Raw genomic sequence first — 17,982 nt, forward strand, 5'->3', positions numbered from 1 at the left:
AGAGTTGTTATGAAAAAAAGAAATATATTTTTAGGCTTGATCCTGGCTTTCAGCCTTACGTCTTGCTTTGATTTGGATAAAATGCCGGAAGGTGTGCTTTCTACTGCACAGCCTTTCAGCAGCACCGGGGAAATGAGAAACTATCTGGATCAGTTCTACCAGACCGGTGCGGCTTATGGTAGCGGTTTGCGTGCGCAGGACTTCGGTGCCGGTGGTGGAGGAAATATTGCCGGGTATGATACGCATAGCGATAATATGTCGTCCAGTTCGGTAAGTACCCGTCTGGCAGGGGAGACCACGTTAAGCGGTGCTTCCAAGCTGGCAAACTATACAGGTATCCGTAACCTGAACTTCCTGCTTTGTAACCTGGGCAACTGTGCGGAAGAAGGAAGTGCCGATTATAATCAGTATGTAGGGGAAGCTTATTATTTCCGTGCCTGGTACTATTATAAGATGTTTGTGGATTACGGCCCGCTTACCTGGATAAGTGAGCCGCTCGACCCGAACGAAGAAGCAATGCAACTGGCCCGCGATAGCCGTACGGTTGTGGCCGATAGTATCCTGGCTGACCTGGATAAAGCGATCATGTATCTGAAAGAACAGAACAACAGCGCGTCTATGCGTGTACACAGGGATGTGGCCCGTGCCTTGAAAAGCGAAGTCGCTTTGTTTGAAGGTACGTGGGAGAAATACCATAAGGCAAAAGGAGATAAGTTCTTCGATCCTTCTGTGACGGACGAAAAGATAAAGAGCTATTTCACCCAGGCTGCCGCTGCCGCTAAAGAGGTGATGGATCGTGGCGTATGGAAGTTATATACCACCGGAAATACTACGAACGATTATCGCGTAGTGTTCCAGACTACCGATCTGTCGAATAACCCGGAAGTGCTTTGGTTTAAGATGTATGACGGTGACCAGGTAGGTAACAACGTGAACCGTTACCTGAACCAGGGTGGCGGTGGAGTCGGAGTGACCTCGTCACTGGTAGACGACTATCTGACTATCGACGGGAAACCTTTTGTCGGAACGCAACGGGTAGAAGCCAAGAAAGTATTCGGAAACGAACTATTGCCAACCGTACGCGACCCGCGTCTGGTACAAACGATTTGTGCACCGGGACAGCAATTGCGTCCGGATGATACCGCTCCTTATTATCAGGTACCGCCGCTGATCGGTTCTTCTGCCTATAACCAGAATATGACAGGTTATTCCTTGCTGAAGCATGTGCAGATCGACTATACCGGTAGTTTGGATGCTGAGTTCAAGGGAGCGACTCCGGCAATACAGTTCCGTTATGCCGATATCCTGTTAAATTATGCCGAAGCGATGGCTGAGTTGGACGGAGCTGCGAATTCTCAGAATATTATTGTAGCTTTGCAACCGTTACGTGATCGCGTTGGTATGCCTGCCGTTGACTTTGATCGGGAGTACAATCAGGAATCTGATTATCCTTTCCGTCATTTAAATAAATATATTCAGGCTGTCCGCCGTGAACGTCGTATTGAAAAAGCTTGCGAAGGCCGTCGCCTGGAAGATATCCTGCGTTGGGCTGCTGCAGAAGAGCTTATTGTCGGTCAGTGGCCGAAAGGGGCACTTTTTGTAGGAAGCAACCTGCAAGAGCATCCCGAATACGACGGCAAACTGGTTTACGACCAGTCTTCCGGTAATAACCTTTTCCTGACAGGGAAACCGGGCGATGCACTGCGTTATGTAGTGCCCAGCAATCCGGCCGGTTATGAGCAAGGATGGCGTTTTAACGTCGGTCGCGACTATCTGTTACCTATTCAACCTCGTATGTTGTCATTGACAGGAGGTAAATGGGAGCAGAACCCGGGTTGGTAAACTCATTTATATAAGCAAGATATATGAAAAACGTTAGATCTACAGTATTATTTTCTTTGACAGGAGCAGCGATGTTGGCATCGCTGCCCTCCTGCAAGGAAAAGGAGGAGAGCAAAAAGCCCATGAACATCCTCTACATCATGTGTGATGACCATTCGTACCAGACAATCAGTGCGTACGATAACCGGTTCATCGAGACGCCTAATATTGACCGTATCGCCAAAGAAGGAGTCCGTTTTACAAACAGCTTTGTAGCCAACTCGTTAAGCGGGCCGAGCCGCGCTTGCCTGCTGACCGGTAAGCATAGCCATAAGAATGGCTTTACCGACAACACAAAGACGTTCAACGGCGGACAGCAGACTTTCCCGAAGTTATTGAAACAAGCCGGTTACCAGACTGCTATTGTCGGTAAGTGGCACCTTACTTCCGATCCTACAGGATTCGATTACTGGAATATCCTGATCGGACAAGGGGATTACTACAATCCGTATTTCATCGATAACGGGGAAAAGAAACAGATTGAAGGATACGCCACCAATATAACGACCGACCTGGCTATCGACTGGTTGGATCAGAAAAGGGACAAGGATAAACCGTTCTGTCTGCTCCTGCATCACAAGGCTCCGCACCGTACCTGGATGCCCGATACTTGTGACCTGGATCTGTATAACGACGTTGTATTCCCTATCCCCGAAACTTTCTACGATAAGTACGAAGGCCGCATTGCCGCTTCCGAGCAGGAAATGAGTATTATCGAGGATATGGATCTTGTTTATGACCTGAAACTGGCCGATAAAGAGAACGAAATCCATACCAAGACAGGGTTGGAGAAGGCCGGCCGTGCGATGTATAACCGGATGAATCCCGATCAGAAAGCTGCCTGGGATAAACATTACGACCCGATCATCAAGGACTTCAAAGAGAGAAAGCTGAGCGATAAGGCGTTGGCCGAATGGAAATATCAGCAGTATATGCATGATTATATCCGTGTGATCCACTCGGTAGACCGCAACGTGGGACGCGTACTGGATTACCTGGAAAAGAACGATATGCTGGATAATACCATCATCGTTTATACGTCCGACCAGGGTTTCTATATGGGCGAACATGGTTGGTTCGACAAACGTTTTATGTATGAAGAGTCTTTCCGCACGCCGATGCTGGTACGTTATCCGGGAGGCATAAAGGGTGATATCCCTGAAATGGTTCAGAATATCGACCATGCGGCTACGTTCCTTGAACTGGCCGGTGCTCCGGTACCTGAAGATATCCAGGGAGATTCTTACCTGCCGCTGCTGAAAGGCGAACATCCGAAAGACTGGCGTACTTCATTGTATTACCATTTCTACGAATATCCGGCAGAGCACATGGTAAAACGCCATTACGGAGTTCGTACGGATCGTTACAAACTGATCCATTTCTACAACGACATCGATGTATGGGAATTGTACGACCTGCAGAACGACCCGATGGAAATGAAGAACATCTATAACGAACCGGGCAACGAAGAGATCATCAAACAACTAAAAGATGAACTCCACAAACTACAGAAGCAGTATGACGACCCGATAGAGTCGGAATTGGCAAAAAGCTGATAGATATAGACAGGTAAAATAATAAAGGCTGTTCCATGATAATTCAGGAGCAGCCTTTTTTCGTATGATCGACTTTTAGTTCAATCTATAGCATAGAGGCTATTTGCTTTTCCAAAGCTTGTTTAATGAATGCGTTGATAGATACCCCGGCTTGTTTGGCAAGCAATGCAATCCGGCTATGTATCTCAGGAGATATGCGAACATTCAAAGAGCCGGAAAAACTTTTAAGAGGCTCTATCCCTTCTTCTTCGCAGTAAGCCAAATAATCATCTACTGCTTCATGAAAAGCCGCTGTAAGTTCTTTTACGCTTTCGCCTTCAAAGTTCACAAGTCCGTTTATACCCTCTATTTTACCGAAAAAGACGTTGTCCTTTTCACTAAAGTTCACAGAACCGATATAGCCTTTGTAAGTTAATGTATTCATTTGTTTATGCCGCATTTATCAGGTTGCCGCCCTGTTTTTAACTTATCTATTGTGCTTTCTTACTTCTCTTTAATAAATCCAGCTTCAACTAAATCATTGAGTACTTGCTTCATTGCATATAGCTTGATAATATTTCCCGGATGGGGCTTATGTATCATGATCGGACGCTTGTCTGCGTTTTTATAGACAACCCTTGAGCCGGACGTCTTACCTTTATTGGACTTTTCATATCCAAAATGCTTCAATAGCTTTTCTAACTCGTCAAAAGTAAAATCGGACGGCTGGCTTGTAAAGCGATCGATCAGTTTATCCTTAGTACCCATTGCTTTTGTTTTTACAAATGTAACTATATTTTAGTTGCAAGCAAGGGCTGAGGGATATAAAAAACACCATAAGAAGCAATGTCGCTTTCTTATGGTGTTCATGTGGAGAATATCGGACTCGAACCGATCACCTACAGACTGCCAGTCTGTCGCTCTAGCCAGATGAGCTAATCCCCCGTTGTTTATTTTCGAGTGCAAATATAGGGCTTTTCCTGATATTAGCACTATCTTTGTATAAGAATTTTATACGAAAAGCGATGATTATTTATAATACAACATTTAATATAGAGAATGATATCCTTGCCGAATGCGTGGATTATCTCAAGAAAGACTATATTCCCAGAGCTGCTGCAAGCGGTTTTCTGATGACTCCCTATCTGCGTCGTATCCTGCAGGATGAAACGGAAGAGGCTTCCAGTTACTCGGTTCAGTTCCATGTAAAGAACTATGAGACACTGGAATACTGGTTGCAGAATGAAGGCCGTGCCCTGCAACAGGAGCTGGTGCAACGTTTTGGCCCTAAGATTGTCGGTTTCAGTACGCTACTGGAAGATATAGCACTGGATCTATGATCAAAGACCGTATCATACTTGGTATAGACCCCGGAACGATCGTGATGGGATATGGTGTCCTGAAGATCGAAGGGAATAAGCCGAAGCTCGAAGCTATGGGCGTGCTGCAACTAAATAAGTATGAAGATCACTACCTTCGTCTGAAAAAGATCTTTGAGCGGGTATTGGCTTTGATCGATCAGTATCATCCCGATGAGTTGGCTATCGAAGCCCCTTTCTTCGGAAAGAATGTGCAGAGTATGCTGAAGTTGGGACGGGCACAAGGCGTAGCTATGGCGGCTGCCCTTGAACGCGAAATCCCTATTTTTGAATATGCCCCGCTGAAGATCAAGATGTCTATCACCGGTAATGGTAACGCAGCTAAAGAACAGGTTGCTGGAATGTTGCAACGTTTCCTGCATATTCCGCAAGAGTCGATGTTGCCGCAACTGGATGCCACCGACGGATTGGCGGCCGCCGTTTGCCATTATTTCCAGACGAATAACCCGATCTCGGAAAAGAAATATTCCGGCTGGAAGGATTTCCTCGCGAAGAACCCCGATAAAGTCCGGAAGTAAAGCCGATCTCTCCTGTATAACATAAAAAAGTCCGGAACGCATATTCCGGACTTTTTCTATTTAATAATGTATAGCTTATACAATACCCTGTGCCATCATCGCCTTGGCCACTTTCATGAAGCCGGCAATGTTTGCACCTTTCACATAGTTAATATATTTACCGTCTCTACCGTGTTCTACGCATTGTTCGTGGATCGCACTCATGATCTGGTGCAGTTTGGCATCCACTTCAGCGGCAGTCCAGGAGATATGCATGGCATTCTGTGTCATTTCCAATCCCGAAGTAGCTACACCGCCGGCATTAACGGCTTTACCCGGAGCAAACAACTGGTTGTGTTCGATAAATAGATCGACAGCTTCAGCTGTACAACCCATGTTTGAAACCTCAGCCACACATAAAGTACCGTTCGCTATTAGTTTGCGGGCATCGTCTGCATCCAGTTCGTTTTGTGTAGCGCAAGGCAGGGCGATATCCACTTTCTGTTCCCAGGGTTTCTTACCGGGATAGAAGGTTGCACCGGGATATTCCTCAGCATAAGGAGCCACGATGTCGTTACCGCTGTTACGCAATTCCAACAAATATTCGATCTTGTCGCCCGAAATACCGTCCGGATCATACACATATCCGTCAGGGCCGGAGATCGTAACTACTTTGGCACCCAGTTCTGTCGCCTTCTTTGTTGCTCCCCAGGCCACATTTCCGAAACCGGAAACGGCCACTGTTTTTCCTTTTATATCGATGCCATGAGTTTCAAGCATCTGATGTACGAAGTAAAGGGCGCCATATCCCGTAGCTTCCGGGCGAAGGATAGAACCGCCGAATTCCATACCTTTACCAGTAAATGTACCGGTGTTTTCGCGTGCCAGTTTCTTATACATTCCGTACATATAACCTACTTCGCGGCCCCCTACGCCGATATCACCTGCCGGAACATCGCGGTCAGGCCCCAGGTTACGCCACAGCTCCATGATGAAAGCCTGGCAAAAACGCATGATTTCTGCATCGCTCTTTCCGCGGGGAGCAAAGTCTGAACCGCCCTTACCACCACCCATCGGTAATGTAGTCAGCGCATTTTTGAATGTTTGTTCAAAACCCAGGAACTTAAGAATGGATAAGTTTACAGACGGGTGGAAACGGATTCCTCCCTTATACGGGCCGATCGCATTATTGAATTGTACGCGGTATCCTAAATTAACCTGTACTTCACCTTTATCGTCTACCCAGGGTACACGGAAAGTAAAGATACGTTCCGGTTCAACCAAACGCTCGATGATCTTCGCTTTCTCGAATTCAGGATGCTGGTTATAAACCTCTTCTATTGATAAAAGAACTTCTTTCACGGCCTGCAAGTACTCTTTTTCACCCGGGTGCTTTGCTTCCAGTGCAGATAAAATAACTTCTGTTTTCATAGCGTTTATTGCTTTTTAAGGAATAACATTATGTAGGCAAATGTAGGGAATTCTACGGATTGACCAAGCTTTTTGCTTTCTTTTTGACAGTTCAGGATATGTTATTGATGCATATATTGCAGACGTTTTCGGTTACCCTTCGTCCAACTAGTATCAAAGTGCCGGGAAACTAATTATTTATCAGGCATATTCTAATCTTTAACATACGTATTTTTATACTTTTGAGCTAGCATGAATTTAATTTTGAGCTAGCTCGAAATTGATTTTTAGCATGGTCAAAATTAATTTTTAGCATGCTCAAAAGAAAAAAATATAGGAGAAAAATATTAGTGAATAGAGAGGAAAAGAATAGAATGTCGGGAGAAAAATCTTAATACTCTGCATCGGATTTGATTTTTTCCTTACTTTTGGGCGTATATAACTCTATAAAATCATTATGAGCGGAATACCGGACTTTAAGAACCTTGTGTTTAAAGACACATCCTTCGCCAATCTAATGAATAAGCGTATATATAATGTATTGCTTATCGCCACTAAATATGATGCCTTTATGTTGGAAGACGATGGGCGGGTAGACGAACAGATATTTAACGAATATACTTCGCTGAGCCTTCGTTATCCTCCCCGTTTTACCCAGGTGACAACGGAAGAAGAGGCACTTGCCGAGCTGAAAGACCGCAACTTTGAACTGATTATCTGTATGCCTAATATGGATAACCGCGACATCTTTGCGGCGGCCAAAGAAATCAAAGTGCATTATCCTAATATTCCGATCGTGGTGCTGACACCTTTCTCGAAGGAAGTTTCCAAACGTATTGCCAACGAAGACCTGAGCGCGATCGACTATGTGTTCAGTTGGCTGGGTAATGCGGAGCTGTTGCTGGCCATCATCAAGTTGATAGAGGATAAATGGAATGCGCCCGACGATACGAAGAGTGTCGGCGTGCAGATCATCCTGCTGGTGGAAGACTCTATCCGTTTCTATTCTTCGGCTTTGCCACATTTATATAAATTCGTGCTGGAGCAGAGCCAGATGTTTGCGCAGGAAGCATTGAACGGTCATCAGCGTACCTTGCGTATGCGTGGGCGTCCAAAGATCAAGCTGGCCCGTAATTATGAGGAAGCTGTCCGCATTTTTAACCAGTACCGGGATAATATGCTCGGTATCGTTTCGGATATGAGTTTCATGCACGACGGGGTGAAAGATCCTTATGCCGGGTATAAGTTCGGGCAGTATGTCCGTAAGACGGGGCTGATCATTCCTTTTGTCCTGGAGTCGTCCGAGTCGTGCAATAAGGTATATGCGAAAGAGTTGGGAGCTTCGTTTATCGATAAGAATTCGAAGAGTTACCCGCAGGATCTCCGTAAGAAGATCATGCAACGTTTCGGGTTCGGCGACTTCGTGATCCTTAATCCGCAGACAAAGGAAGAGATCATGCGTATCAAAGACCTGAAGGATTTGCAGAAGAAAGTCTTCCAGATCCCCGACGATTCGCTGGTCTACCATCTTTCGCGCAACCATTTCTCTCGCTTCTTCTATTCGCGTGCCATGTTTCCGCCCGCAGAGGTGTTGAAGCGGGTGGATGTGAGCGACTATAAAGATATGGATGAGGCTCGTAAACTGATATTCGACCTAATCGTGCAATACCGCCGGATGAAGAACTCCGGTGTAGTAGCCATCTACCAGAAAGACCGTTTCGACGAATACAGTAACTTTGCCCGTATCGGCGAAGGTTCGCTGGGAGGAAAGGGTAGAGGCCTGGCCTTTATGGGGGCGATGGTGAAACGTTACCCCAAACTGGAAACGGAGAACTTCAATACCAACATACCGAAGACGGTCGTGATATGTACCGACATCTTCGACGAGTTTATGGAAACGAACGAGTTGCTGCCCATCGCCCTGAGTGATGCGGACGATGAGACGATCCTTAAATACTTCCTTCGTGCCAGTCTGCCGGCCAGCCTGATCGACGATTTGATGGCTTTCTTCGATGTGGTGAAGAGCCCGATTGCCGTCCGTTCGTCCAGCCTGCTCGAGGACTCGCATTATCAACCGTTCGCCGGGATTTATTCTACCTATATGGTTCCCCGCATGGAAGATAAATATGAGATGCTGCGTATTCTGAGCGATGCCATCAAGGCGGTGTACGCTTCCGTCTTTTATCGTGATAGTAAGGCGTATATGACGGCAACATCCAACCTGATCGACCAGGAGAAGATGGCGGTCGTGTTGCAGGAAGTGGTAGGAAACCGTTACAACGATCATTTCTACCCGACTATTTCCGGTGTGGCCCGTTCACTGAATTTCTACCCGATCGGCAACGAGAAGGCGGAAGATGGCATTGCCAATATCGCCCTCGGACTGGGTAAATATATCGTGGATGGCGGACAGACATTGCGTTTCTCCCCGCGTCACCCGCACAATATCTTGCAAATGAGTACGATGGATTTCGCCCTTCGGGAAACGCAAACCCGTTTTTATGCGCTCGACCTGAAGAACCTGGCGGAACAGTTTTCTATCGACGACTCGTTTAATCTGACGCGCCTGGGCTTGAAAGAGGCCGACGCAGACGGTTCCCTGAAATATATTGTTTCTACTTACGATCCTTACGATCAGATTATCCGCGACGGTTATTATTCCGGCGGACGGAAAATCCTGTCTTTCGTCAATATCCTGCAACATGATGTATTCCCTTTGGCCAAGACCCTGGATGAATTACTCAGTATCGGGCAGAAAGAGATGGGACGTCCCGTCGAGATCGAGTTCGCCGTCAATGTCGATCCGAATAATCACGATAAGGCAACCTTCTATCTCCTTCAGATCCGGCCGATCGTAGATAATAAGGAGATTATGGATGAGGATCTGACGCAGGTGCAGAACGAAGAGATGATCCTGTCGTCTACCAGCGTGCTCGGACATGGCATCGTAACGGATGTACAGGATATTATCTATGTGAAAAGCGGTGCTTTCAATTCATCGAACAATCAGCTGATCGCTTATGAAATAGAGAAACTGAACCGACGCTTTACCGAAGAGGAAAAAAACTATGTACTGGTCGGCCCCGGACGTTGGGGAAGCAGCGACCACTGGTTGGGTATTCCGGTGAAGTGGCCGCATATCAGCAATGCCCGCGTAATAGTGGAATGTGGTCTTGAGAACTACCGTGTCGATCCGAGCCAGGGAACGCACTTCTTCCAGAACCTGACCTCTTTCGGTGTCGGATATTTCACCATCAATCCGTTCAAGGGAGACGGCTGGTTCGATGAGGCCTACCTGAATGCCTTGCCGGCTGTCGAGGATACGGAGTATCTGCGGCATGTTCATTTTGATAAACCGATCGTTATCAAGATGGATGGAAAGAAGAGTTTAGGCGTGGTACTTAAGCCGGAATGAGAAAAAGTTGTTGTTTTTCAACAATTTTCTTCTCAGGGCTTTTTTGTGTTATTTTATTCATATACATTTGTAACTATCTTATAGCGCATGAAAATTAAAACGTATATAATTAGGCGGATTAATATACGCATTTGTGTATCAGAATAGACTAAAGAAGGGACGAATGGGACAAGCTGGAGAAAATGAAACGGAATCAGGTAAAGATGAGCAGGCTTTTTTTGAGGAGGAAATATCCAAATTAATAGAAGATCAATATCTGTTCACGGAAAGTATCTATGCCTACCTGCCAATAGGTATTGAAATATATGATGCAGAAGGTCTTTTGCGTAGCGTCAACGACTATGCTTTACGTATGTACGGCATAGCTGACCGGGCAACGGTGGTAGGGACGGTCAACTTGTTTAACAGTCCTTATATGGACGATACTCTTAAGGCTCAGGTAAAAAACGGAGAGAAAATCTCTTTGGAGTTTGAATATGATTTTGACCAGATAAATAGCGACGCATACTTTTCTTCTAGCAATAAGAGTACGATGATTTATAACGTACAGGTTGTTGCTATAAGGGGTAAAAAAGGAGGAATTATCGGGCATATATTGCTGGCCAATGATGTAACGGCTGTGAGAGAAGCGGAATACCGTACGGAAGAAACCAAGAAAAATCTGGAAATGGCTATGGATGCCGCTAATATGGCTTCCTGGATATATGATGTACGTAAGGAAGTTTTTACTCCGCTGTATGGGGAAACTGTATCGGGTGAGACTATGACGATCGAGAATGCACTGAAGATGTTGCATCCCCAGGATCATGCTCCCCTGAAGCAGCTTTTTTCACAACTGATAAATAAGGAAATTCAAACGGGACAGATCACATTGCGCTTTTATAATGAGCAGGAGCAGCAATATCGTTTCTATGAAAGCCGTATGCGGTTATCTTCCGAGCATCTGAGAAGGTTGCAGATTATCGGGACACAACTGGATGTGACGGAAAGAATACAAATGGCAAAGAAGACACAGGATCTGATTGCAAAACGTGAGTTGGCTATGAAAGTCAGCAATATCGTCCATTGGGATTTTGATGTGCGGAACCAAAAGTTCGAATCGTATAATGATCCGGTCAACGACTATGTCAGCGATCGTTTATTGGATGTCTCGGAATATATGGATGTTATACATCCGGAAGACCGTCCCTCGGTACAAGCAACAGTACAGTCTATGACCGAAGGAAGAGACCATACCTTTAATATCACATGCCGTATGCAAACCAAATATGATGACACCTGGCAATATTGTGATATTATAGGCGTCCCTTTTGAACGTGATGAAGAGGGGAATATCATACGCTTTACAGGCTTCAGGCAAAACATTCCCAAATTACAGAAATTAAACCGGGAACTTAGAGAAAGAAATTATAGAATAGAACTTACCTTCAAGACGGTAGGTATGTCTTATTGGGATTTTGATGTAAAGAGCGACCAATTCAGGGCATTCAATGATCCGGTAAATGACTATCATTCGGAAAAAACAATTAATCCGGATGAATATCTGAAAGTTGCCCATCCGGAAGATATCGATTGTGTCCACAACTATATCGACCACATGCGTCAGGGTGTTGACAGAGATTTTAATTTGAAATACCGCTCTAAGACGAAATGGGATGATGAATGGCAGACTTTACTGGTCACTGGTATTCAGGTTGAAAGAGATCTGAAAGGGTGCGTTACCCGTTACACCGGCATAACGATCAATAATACGAAATGGGAAAAGATGATCCAGGAGCTGAAGGAAATGAAAGAAAAGGCGGAACTTTCCGACCGGCTTAAATCTGCTTTTCTGGCTAATATGAGTCATGAGATACGCACTCCTTTAAATGCTATTGTCGGTTTCTCCGAACTACTGACAACCTGCGATGATCAGGAGGAAAAAGAGGAATATGCCGGTATCATTTTGTCTAATAATGAGTTGTTGCTACGTCTGATTAACGATATTCTTGATCTATCCAAGATAGAGTCAGGCGTTCTCGACCGTAAATGTGAGCAGTTTAACCTGGCAAAAGTCTCCGGTGAATTATATACGACAATTCTGCCGAAGGTTACAAATTCCGCCGTTGAATTCAGTATGGACGATTCTTCACCGAATTGTTTAGTTCTTCTGGATAGAAGCCGGCTCAAGCAGGTTTGGATGAATTTCCTGACCAATGCCGTGAAATGTACTAAAGCCGGACATATAAAAATGGGATACTCGATTGATGGTAAAGGAATCCGTATCTATGTAGAAGATACGGGAGTCGGTATTCCCGAGGAAAAACATGATAAGGTCTTTGCCCGGTTCGAAAAGCTCAATGAGTTTGCACAGGGAACAGGATTAGGGTTAACCATTTCCAAAGCGATTGTAGAATCGGCGGGGGGAAAAGTCGGATTTACTTCAACTCCCGGTGTAGGATCTACCTTCTGGGCTTGGTTCCCCTGCTCTCCGGAGTTAGTTGAACAATGAAAATAATAAAGCCCTCTTTGCTCATGCAGCGAAGAGGGCTTCTTGTTTTGTATAGGAACAGGATCAATCTTTCTTCTTAATAAAGTCGGAAGGATAATTTACCTTGTTAATGATTTCGTTACCTTTCAGGTGGATCCAGGTTTTAAAACCGTTTTCACCTTCAGTCATTTCGATTACGCGTGCACCGTTTGTCAGGTTGTTGTAAACCGTGTCGCCTCCGGTGTAACGGCCATACGCCAGTAAGATACCTTTCCAGTAAACGGCATAATCGTCATCGTGATCGTGGCCGACAAAGATACCTTGAACATCTCCCATTTCTTTCATGGAAGCAAACAGTCCGGAGTTCAGTTGCGGAGCGCAGGCTTTCTCTTTACGTGTTCCTACCAGGATCGCTGTTTCATCCGAAGCTGCCTGATTATATTCGGGCAGAGCGATATGGAAGAAAGCCAGGGAAGGGACAGGTGTTCCTCCATTCTGTTTCGTGAATTTGGCACTGTTATCGCGATACCATTGCACCTGGTCGAACTTGATGTAATCGTATCCGCCGATACCTTCTATCTGGGAATAAGAGTGAGAATCCATGCAATAAAGCACGACGGCATCTTTATTTCCATTCGATGATTTGATCGGAAGAATATAATTGCTGGCTCCCGATACACCTTTAACAGAGTCTGTCAGGTTGTAAGGGATCGTTCGGATGATATCGAACAACTGTGTGCGTGTCAGGCCTTGTTCGTTATCATGGTTACCGAATGTCATACCGAAAGGTATCTGACGTTTGGCTGCCAGGTTAAGTATGGTACGCATACCTTCTTCGGCCGGTTGACCATAAATCACATCACCGGTGAAAAGCACCAGATCCGGTTTCTCTGCATCCAGCACTTCATTGATCCTTTCGATCGAAATGGCCGACTTCGGATTGTTATGGATATAATGTACATCGGTGAATTGTACGATCTTAAATTTACCGTCCTTGTTGAATTTCAGTGACGGCTGTTGGGCGTTGCCGTTCAATAGGCCGACCAGCAGGAATATGATACAAAAAAATAACTGTTTCATCTTCTCGTAGATTTATTATTTAAAAACAGGCATCGAACGGCCGATCCATACTTGCGGTTGTTGCAGGTTGAAGATTTCGGCAACAGTTGAGGCACAATCGAACTGCATCATACTGATATCATCGAAGCAATATCCTTTTTTGATATTCTTTCCGGCGATGATAAAGGGTGTTTCCATTTCCTGCATGGTCTTACCACCGTGTCCTTTATTGATACCACCATGATCGGCTGTGATAATGAAGATCGTATCGTCGTACATACCGGCTTTTTTCACTGCTTCTACAATCTGACCGATATAACCGTCCAGTTCTTTTATCTTGGCATAGTAAGCGGGAGTGTCGTGTCCGTCGGCATGTCCTACATGGTCGGGGTTGTCAAAAGCGATCATGGTAAGTGTCGGCTTTTTCTCGGTGATGTATTTAACGGCCATTTCGCACAGTACGGTCGGTTGTTTGTTGTAGTCCGGGCCTTGTGCATGGTAACTCAGTGATAAGGTATCCACCAGATATTTGATACCGTCCCAGTCGTAAAGGCAACCTATTTCAGCATTCGGCTGAGCGTCGCGCAGCAATTGGAAAACGGTCGGGAAGATACCATGCTTGTTCAGTTCGCGTGAAGGCAGTTCGGGGGTTTTTGATCCCCATTCCGTGTATCCGTGAATTTCCGGTCCTGCTCCCATGAACATGGATGCCCAGTTTACAGCACTGGATGAAGGTAATACGGAACGTTTCTTCAACGTATAGGAGCCCTCTTTCATAAATTGTTTGGTGACAGGCATCTCTGCTTTTTCTACACTATAAGCTCCCCAGCCGTCCAGACCGATCCAGACTACGTGCTTAGCTTTTGGTTTGGCGGCAAAAGCCGAACTGATTGTGAAAATGGTTAAAACCAGAATAAGTAATAAGTTTCTCTGTTTCATGATAAGTGTTTAATTTGTATTAGTACCTCAAAGGTATGTAAAATAGGGACGATTACCCAATTAGCATAGCTTCTTTTATTATTATTTTATAGTGATATCGAATTGGTCGTACGACTCGGTTCTCCAGGATTTATCGGCAGTTGTCGGCGAAATGGCGAAAAGCGGGGAGAAAGTCTTTATCTTGATCGTCTGACCGTCCGGCATAAATTCCATGATACGCAACCAACCGTCGCCACCGTTGCCATGCCAGAAACCATCGGCAGTCTGGGCGTTGAACATCATTTGCGGTATTTCTTTTCCGGCCGCATTCTTATCCACGCGGAAAGCAACGTTATCTTTGAACGGGGCGATCTCACATTCGTGTCCGCAGATGACCATGCAGATATTGGAAGAAGGATAAACGAGTTTCTGCCAGATCGCTTCCCCGTAGTTGGCAGGAGATACTTTGTAGTTCTCTTTTATGTGACGTTTTCCGTTCCATGACAGGAAAGAGTGAGTCAGTATAATGACCTTATGGTCTTTATACTTCGGCTTTTCGGTGACGGTCTTTGCCCATTCGATGACTTCGTCACGGGGGGCAAACTCCAGGGATACGATAAGTATTTTGCCCCAGGTATCGGTCTCGAATTCGTAGGCTGCATTTTCAAGTGTCGGGATATCCTGATAGTTGTTCCCTACTTCTACCAATGATTTTCTCCAGCAGGAATTTCTTTCCGAAGGGAAATAGGCAGGAAAACGGCATAAACGATTTTCTGACTTTTCGTATCCGTAATCATGATTTCCGGTACAGATCACGTAAGGTAATTTATTATCCAACCGGGCAAAAGCCTGTGAGGCCGCTTTCCATTGCTCTTCGCTGGTTTGGTTGCCGTTTACTCCGTCAGGTATGCGGATTTCATTCTGTTCAACCAGGTCGCCTGTACATAGAACGGCTTCGATGTTCAGCCTTTCCTTGTTATTGGCCGTCCAGGCGGTCATCAGTTCGAATAAGGGCTGGTTTACATCGAATTTGGTGTAACTCTGCGGGTCGGGGAGCAGGATCATGGAGAATGATTTGCTATCCGTTAACTGGGGTTGTACAGGTTGTACCTGGGCGGTAACCGTTAATAGGTTGAGCAGGATACCGATCGATAGAATAAGTCTTTTTTTCATATGTGTTTATCTTTATGATATGATTTTAATGGGATAACGGAGATACTTCAAAAGTGGTGAGAACGGCAGCATGGTCGGAAGCCCATACATCGTCTATCTCCGGAGTCGTCTTGACTATCTTTGAAGATATGGCTTTTATTCCTTTCCCTTTGTAGAAAAGGAAGTCGATCCGGCTAACCCGCAATTGTCCGTAGATAACGGCGAATGTTCCTTCCGGGCGGTTTACTTCATCCGGATTGATCTCACGGAAACTGTCTTTATACCCTTCGCTTTGCATGTAGAGAGTTGTAGGGAATGGAACCGGGCCATATCCATAATGCAAGGGAGCAGCAGCGGCTGTCCAGTCCAGATGGCTGCATGAATTGAAGTCGCCTCCAATAATAACAGGAGTTTCGTCGTCTGTCAGATAAGGCTTGGTATCCTTTTCAAGGATATGTTTCATGTCGACCAGAGCCCGGATCGAGTCTTCTGCTACCCAGATACGCGGATCATGTCCGCTATTCGGATAATTGCAGGAGTATTCGGGACGGTAGGCATACCGCAACCAGCAAGCATTAACGAGCAGTTGACGTCCGTTAGGCAATGTTATTTTTCCCGGATTGGAGTTGAATGTTTTATCGGTAGGTATCTTTTCCAACGGATAGCGGCTGAAGAGTACAAGGTTATCGTCTAATGCCGGAGTCTGCATATTGTTGTTAAGCGAATCTTTAAAACGTTGTTGTCCGCCGTAACCTTCCTGCATGGTTATGATATCCGCATGGGAAGCTTTTAACAAGTCGATGATCCGGCTTTGCCCGTCATTTCCGACATGCCGGCCTCCGTGCCAGATATTCCATTGCAGGATTTTGACAATGTTGGGATTATTGCTGCTGTTGCAGGTGATTTTTTTCTCTATCAGTCCTTCACTTATTTCCGGAATATAATTCGTTTTATCCAGTTTGAAAGAAGGAACCTTTATTTTTATCTTATTACCGAAAGTGGCTTTGTCGGAAATATCGGCGGTCACCAATAGGTAATTAATTCCCGGTGTCAATTTTATTTCTCCTTTGGAAGCTTTGAATGTCATTTTCTCTTTAGGAGCTTTGCCGTTCCCGAATAACTCTGTCCGTGTATTTGAACGGGCGTTTTTGCCAGTATAATATATATGTACGCGAGAGATATCAGATAGGGAAGTCATATCCGACAGATCCAGTGACAATTCGGTTAGGGATAATGGTGCTTGATTACCGGTAACTGCTATTCTTACTTTCAGGATCTGATCGTCACGGGTGCCTTGGTCTGCATCCCATTCGCTGTCTATTACAACTGCATTAAATAATTCCTGGGTTTTATCGGCTGTGTAGCTGAATTTCGGATTGTCGTTTACTACGGTATATGCCATAGGGATCGTACCTTTATAATCTACCCGGCCGTTGCGTATATGATAGGCCTGGTCTCCTTTTCCGACCCAGTTGACGGAAACATCATTTATCCCGTCATCAAAATTGTAATAAGCGATTAATGTTTTGAATTGAGGATGAGTGGGAGTAAGCGGTTTACCCATCCATTCCCGTATCATTTCGGTAGACAAGGCAGAATTCCAGACGCGTACTTCGTCCATAAGGCCACCGAAAGATGTCGTATCGCTTTCGTTTATTCCCAGAGCTCCGGGCAACACGGAAACGGCAACCGGTTTACTGTCTGCTACTTCGCCATCCAGATATAATCTGGTGACAGTCCCGTCGCAGGTAAGAGCGACATGATGCCATTGATCATCCAGTGTCTCCTTCGACCATAGATCGGCCCGGGTGCTATGAAGCTTCCCTTTTTCTATGACGAGCGGGAGATAATCGGTTATATTCAGTTGGCTGTACTCACCTCCTCCAAAAATAATTTCCTGATCTTTCCAGGATGTATCATCCCCTTTGATCCATGTTTCAAGTGTAAAGGGTGCGTCGAGGATTCGGATCCCCGTTTTTACATTGTTATCTTTCCCATTGAGATGTAAGGCGAGATTCTGGCCGGGAGACTGGGCTATCGACTGGGTGACGGATGAGCAGAGTAGAAATAGAATAAAGAAGCATGCCTTCTCTAAGAATGGCCGTTTGTAATACTGATATTTCATGATATTAATGTGATGTGTTTTTGTATCTCCAAAGGTAACCATTTTGTGTGAAAAAGGGATAGGATTTCTCCTATCCCTTATAATAATTCATGATATAGAGGAAAGAATGTTAGTGTCTATTATTCTAGGTAGAATATAACG

13 protein-coding genes and 1 tRNA gene are annotated in these 17,982 nt (G+C 45.2%); 6 read left to right on the forward strand and 8 right to left on the reverse strand.

The genetic code is table 11. The features are described from left to right. The first annotated feature begins 9 nt into the window (after positions 1-9). The gene (locus HMPREF1212_RS03285; protein ID WP_046148423.1) at positions 10-1,842 is read left to right on the forward strand and encodes a RagB/SusD family nutrient uptake outer membrane protein; all 1,833 of its coding nucleotides are present in this window, start codon (positions 10-12) and stop codon (positions 1,840-1,842) included. Between the two features lie 23 nt (positions 1,843-1,865). Beyond that, positions 1,866-3,437 (forward strand): sulfatase family protein, encoded by a 1,572-nt coding sequence (locus HMPREF1212_RS03290; protein ID WP_046148424.1) that lies wholly within the window; start codon positions 1,866-1,868, stop codon positions 3,435-3,437. Between the two features lie 85 nt (positions 3,438-3,522). Here HMPREF1212_RS03290 and HMPREF1212_RS03295 read toward each other — a convergent pair whose 3' ends face one another. The 3 genes from HMPREF1212_RS03295 to HMPREF1212_RS03305 all read right to left on the reverse strand — a co-directional run bounded on the left by HMPREF1212_RS03295 (position 3,523) and on the right by HMPREF1212_RS03305 (position 4,361). Continuing rightward, the gene (locus tag HMPREF1212_RS03295; protein WP_046148425.1) at positions 3,523-3,861 is read right to left on the reverse strand and encodes a type II toxin-antitoxin system HicB family antitoxin; all 339 of its coding nucleotides are present in this window, start codon (positions 3,859-3,861) and stop codon (positions 3,523-3,525) included. A gap of 59 nt (positions 3,862-3,920) precedes the next feature. Then, positions 3,921-4,184, reverse strand: coding sequence for a type II toxin-antitoxin system HicA family toxin (locus HMPREF1212_RS03300; RefSeq protein ID WP_046148426.1), 264 nt, complete (start codon positions 4,182-4,184; stop codon positions 3,921-3,923). Positions 4,185-4,287: 103 nt separating this feature from the next. Beyond that, positions 4,288-4,361 (reverse strand) — tRNA-Ala (locus HMPREF1212_RS03305). Positions 4,362-4,441: 80 nt separating this feature from the next. Between HMPREF1212_RS03305 and HMPREF1212_RS03310 the strand changes: the two genes are divergently transcribed. Beyond that, positions 4,442-4,756, forward strand: coding sequence for a DUF4286 family protein (locus HMPREF1212_RS03310; RefSeq protein ID WP_028726067.1), 315 nt, complete (start codon positions 4,442-4,444; stop codon positions 4,754-4,756). Next, entirely contained in the window at positions 4,753-5,313 is a 561-nt protein-coding gene (ruvC, locus tag HMPREF1212_RS03315; protein WP_046148427.1) for a crossover junction endodeoxyribonuclease RuvC, read from the forward strand. Before HMPREF1212_RS03310 ends, ruvC begins: the two co-directional genes overlap by 4 nt. A 75-nt stretch (positions 5,314-5,388) precedes the next feature. Here ruvC and gdhA read toward each other — a convergent pair whose 3' ends face one another. Continuing rightward, the gene (gdhA, locus tag HMPREF1212_RS03320; protein WP_046148428.1) at positions 5,389-6,723 is read right to left on the reverse strand and encodes an NADP-specific glutamate dehydrogenase; all 1,335 of its coding nucleotides are present in this window, start codon (positions 6,721-6,723) and stop codon (positions 5,389-5,391) included. Between the two features lie 436 nt (positions 6,724-7,159). On the opposite strand from gdhA, the gene HMPREF1212_RS03325 reads away from it, so the two are divergent. Together HMPREF1212_RS03325 and HMPREF1212_RS03330 are read left to right on the forward strand one after the other, a co-directional pair. After that, the gene (locus tag HMPREF1212_RS03325) at positions 7,160-10,117 is read left to right on the forward strand and encodes a PEP/pyruvate-binding domain-containing protein (protein ID WP_046148429.1); all 2,958 of its coding nucleotides are present in this window, start codon (positions 7,160-7,162) and stop codon (positions 10,115-10,117) included. 163 nt (positions 10,118-10,280) lie between these two features. Then, positions 10,281-12,608 carry a PAS domain-containing sensor histidine kinase gene (locus HMPREF1212_RS03330; RefSeq protein WP_046148430.1) on the forward strand — a complete coding sequence of 776 codons (2,328 nt, stop codon included), beginning with the start codon at positions 10,281-10,283 and terminating at the stop codon, positions 12,606-12,608. 63 nt (positions 12,609-12,671) lie between these two features. Here the strand turns inward: HMPREF1212_RS03330 and HMPREF1212_RS03335 are convergent, their stop codons facing one another. The 4 genes from HMPREF1212_RS03335 to HMPREF1212_RS03350 form a co-directional block, all read right to left on the reverse strand. Further along, positions 12,672-13,667 (reverse strand): metallophosphoesterase family protein, encoded by a 996-nt coding sequence (locus HMPREF1212_RS03335; protein WP_046148431.1) that lies wholly within the window; start codon positions 13,665-13,667, stop codon positions 12,672-12,674. A gap of 15 nt (positions 13,668-13,682) precedes the next feature. Then, positions 13,683-14,585 carry an alkaline phosphatase gene (locus tag HMPREF1212_RS03340; RefSeq protein ID WP_046148432.1) on the reverse strand — a complete coding sequence of 301 codons (903 nt, stop codon included), beginning with the start codon at positions 14,583-14,585 and terminating at the stop codon, positions 13,683-13,685. 81 nt (positions 14,586-14,666) lie between these two features. Further along, a complete protein-coding gene (locus HMPREF1212_RS03345; RefSeq protein ID WP_046148433.1) occupies positions 14,667-15,737 on the reverse strand; it encodes a metallophosphoesterase in 1,071 nt (356 codons plus the stop codon). 25 nt (positions 15,738-15,762) lie between these two features. After that, positions 15,763-17,841, reverse strand: a complete 2,079-nt coding sequence (locus tag HMPREF1212_RS03350) for a BNR-repeat neuraminidase N-terminal domain-containing protein (protein ID WP_046150211.1) — start codon at positions 17,839-17,841, stop codon at positions 15,763-15,765. Between the last annotated feature and the right edge of the window lie 141 nt (positions 17,842-17,982).

The sequence above is a fragment of the Parabacteroides sp. HGS0025 genome, from assembly GCF_000969845.1.
GTDB lineage: Bacteria > Bacteroidota > Bacteroidia > Bacteroidales > Tannerellaceae > Parabacteroides > Parabacteroides gordonii.

Excerpts from the sequence above, each read along its gene's own strand:
- HMPREF1212_RS03300 (WP_046148426.1), bottom strand. The coding sequence starts at position 4,184 with ATGGGTACTAAGGATAAACTGATCGATCGCTTTACAAGCCAGCCGTCC.
- HMPREF1212_RS03285 (WP_046148423.1), top strand. The coding sequence starts at position 10 with ATGAAAAAAAGAAATATATTTTTAGGCTTGATCCTGGCTTTCAGCCTT.
- HMPREF1212_RS03330 (WP_046148430.1), top strand. The coding sequence starts at position 10,281 with ATGGGACAAGCTGGAGAAAATGAAACGGAATCAGGTAAAGATGAGCAG.
- HMPREF1212_RS03340 (WP_046148432.1), bottom strand. The coding sequence starts at position 14,585 with ATGAAACAGAGAAACTTATTACTTATTCTGGTTTTAACCATTTTCACA.
- HMPREF1212_RS03310 (WP_028726067.1), top strand. The coding sequence starts at position 4,442 with ATGATTATTTATAATACAACATTTAATATAGAGAATGATATCCTTGCC.
- HMPREF1212_RS03350 (WP_046150211.1), bottom strand. The coding sequence starts at position 17,841 with ATGAAATATCAGTATTACAAACGGCCATTCTTAGAGAAGGCATGCTTC.
- HMPREF1212_RS03335 (WP_046148431.1), bottom strand. The coding sequence starts at position 13,667 with ATGAAACAGTTATTTTTTTGTATCATATTCCTGCTGGTCGGCCTATTG.
- HMPREF1212_RS03295 (WP_046148425.1), bottom strand. The coding sequence starts at position 3,861 with ATGAATACATTAACTTACAAAGGCTATATCGGTTCTGTGAACTTTAGT.
- HMPREF1212_RS03325 (WP_046148429.1), top strand. The coding sequence starts at position 7,160 with ATGAGCGGAATACCGGACTTTAAGAACCTTGTGTTTAAAGACACATCC.
- gdhA (WP_046148428.1), bottom strand. The coding sequence starts at position 6,723 with ATGAAAACAGAAGTTATTTTATCTGCACTGGAAGCAAAGCACCCGGGT.
- ruvC (WP_046148427.1), top strand. The coding sequence starts at position 4,753 with ATGATCAAAGACCGTATCATACTTGGTATAGACCCCGGAACGATCGTG.
- HMPREF1212_RS03290 (WP_046148424.1), top strand. The coding sequence starts at position 1,866 with ATGAAAAACGTTAGATCTACAGTATTATTTTCTTTGACAGGAGCAGCG.
- HMPREF1212_RS03345 (WP_046148433.1), bottom strand. The coding sequence starts at position 15,737 with ATGAAAAAAAGACTTATTCTATCGATCGGTATCCTGCTCAACCTATTA.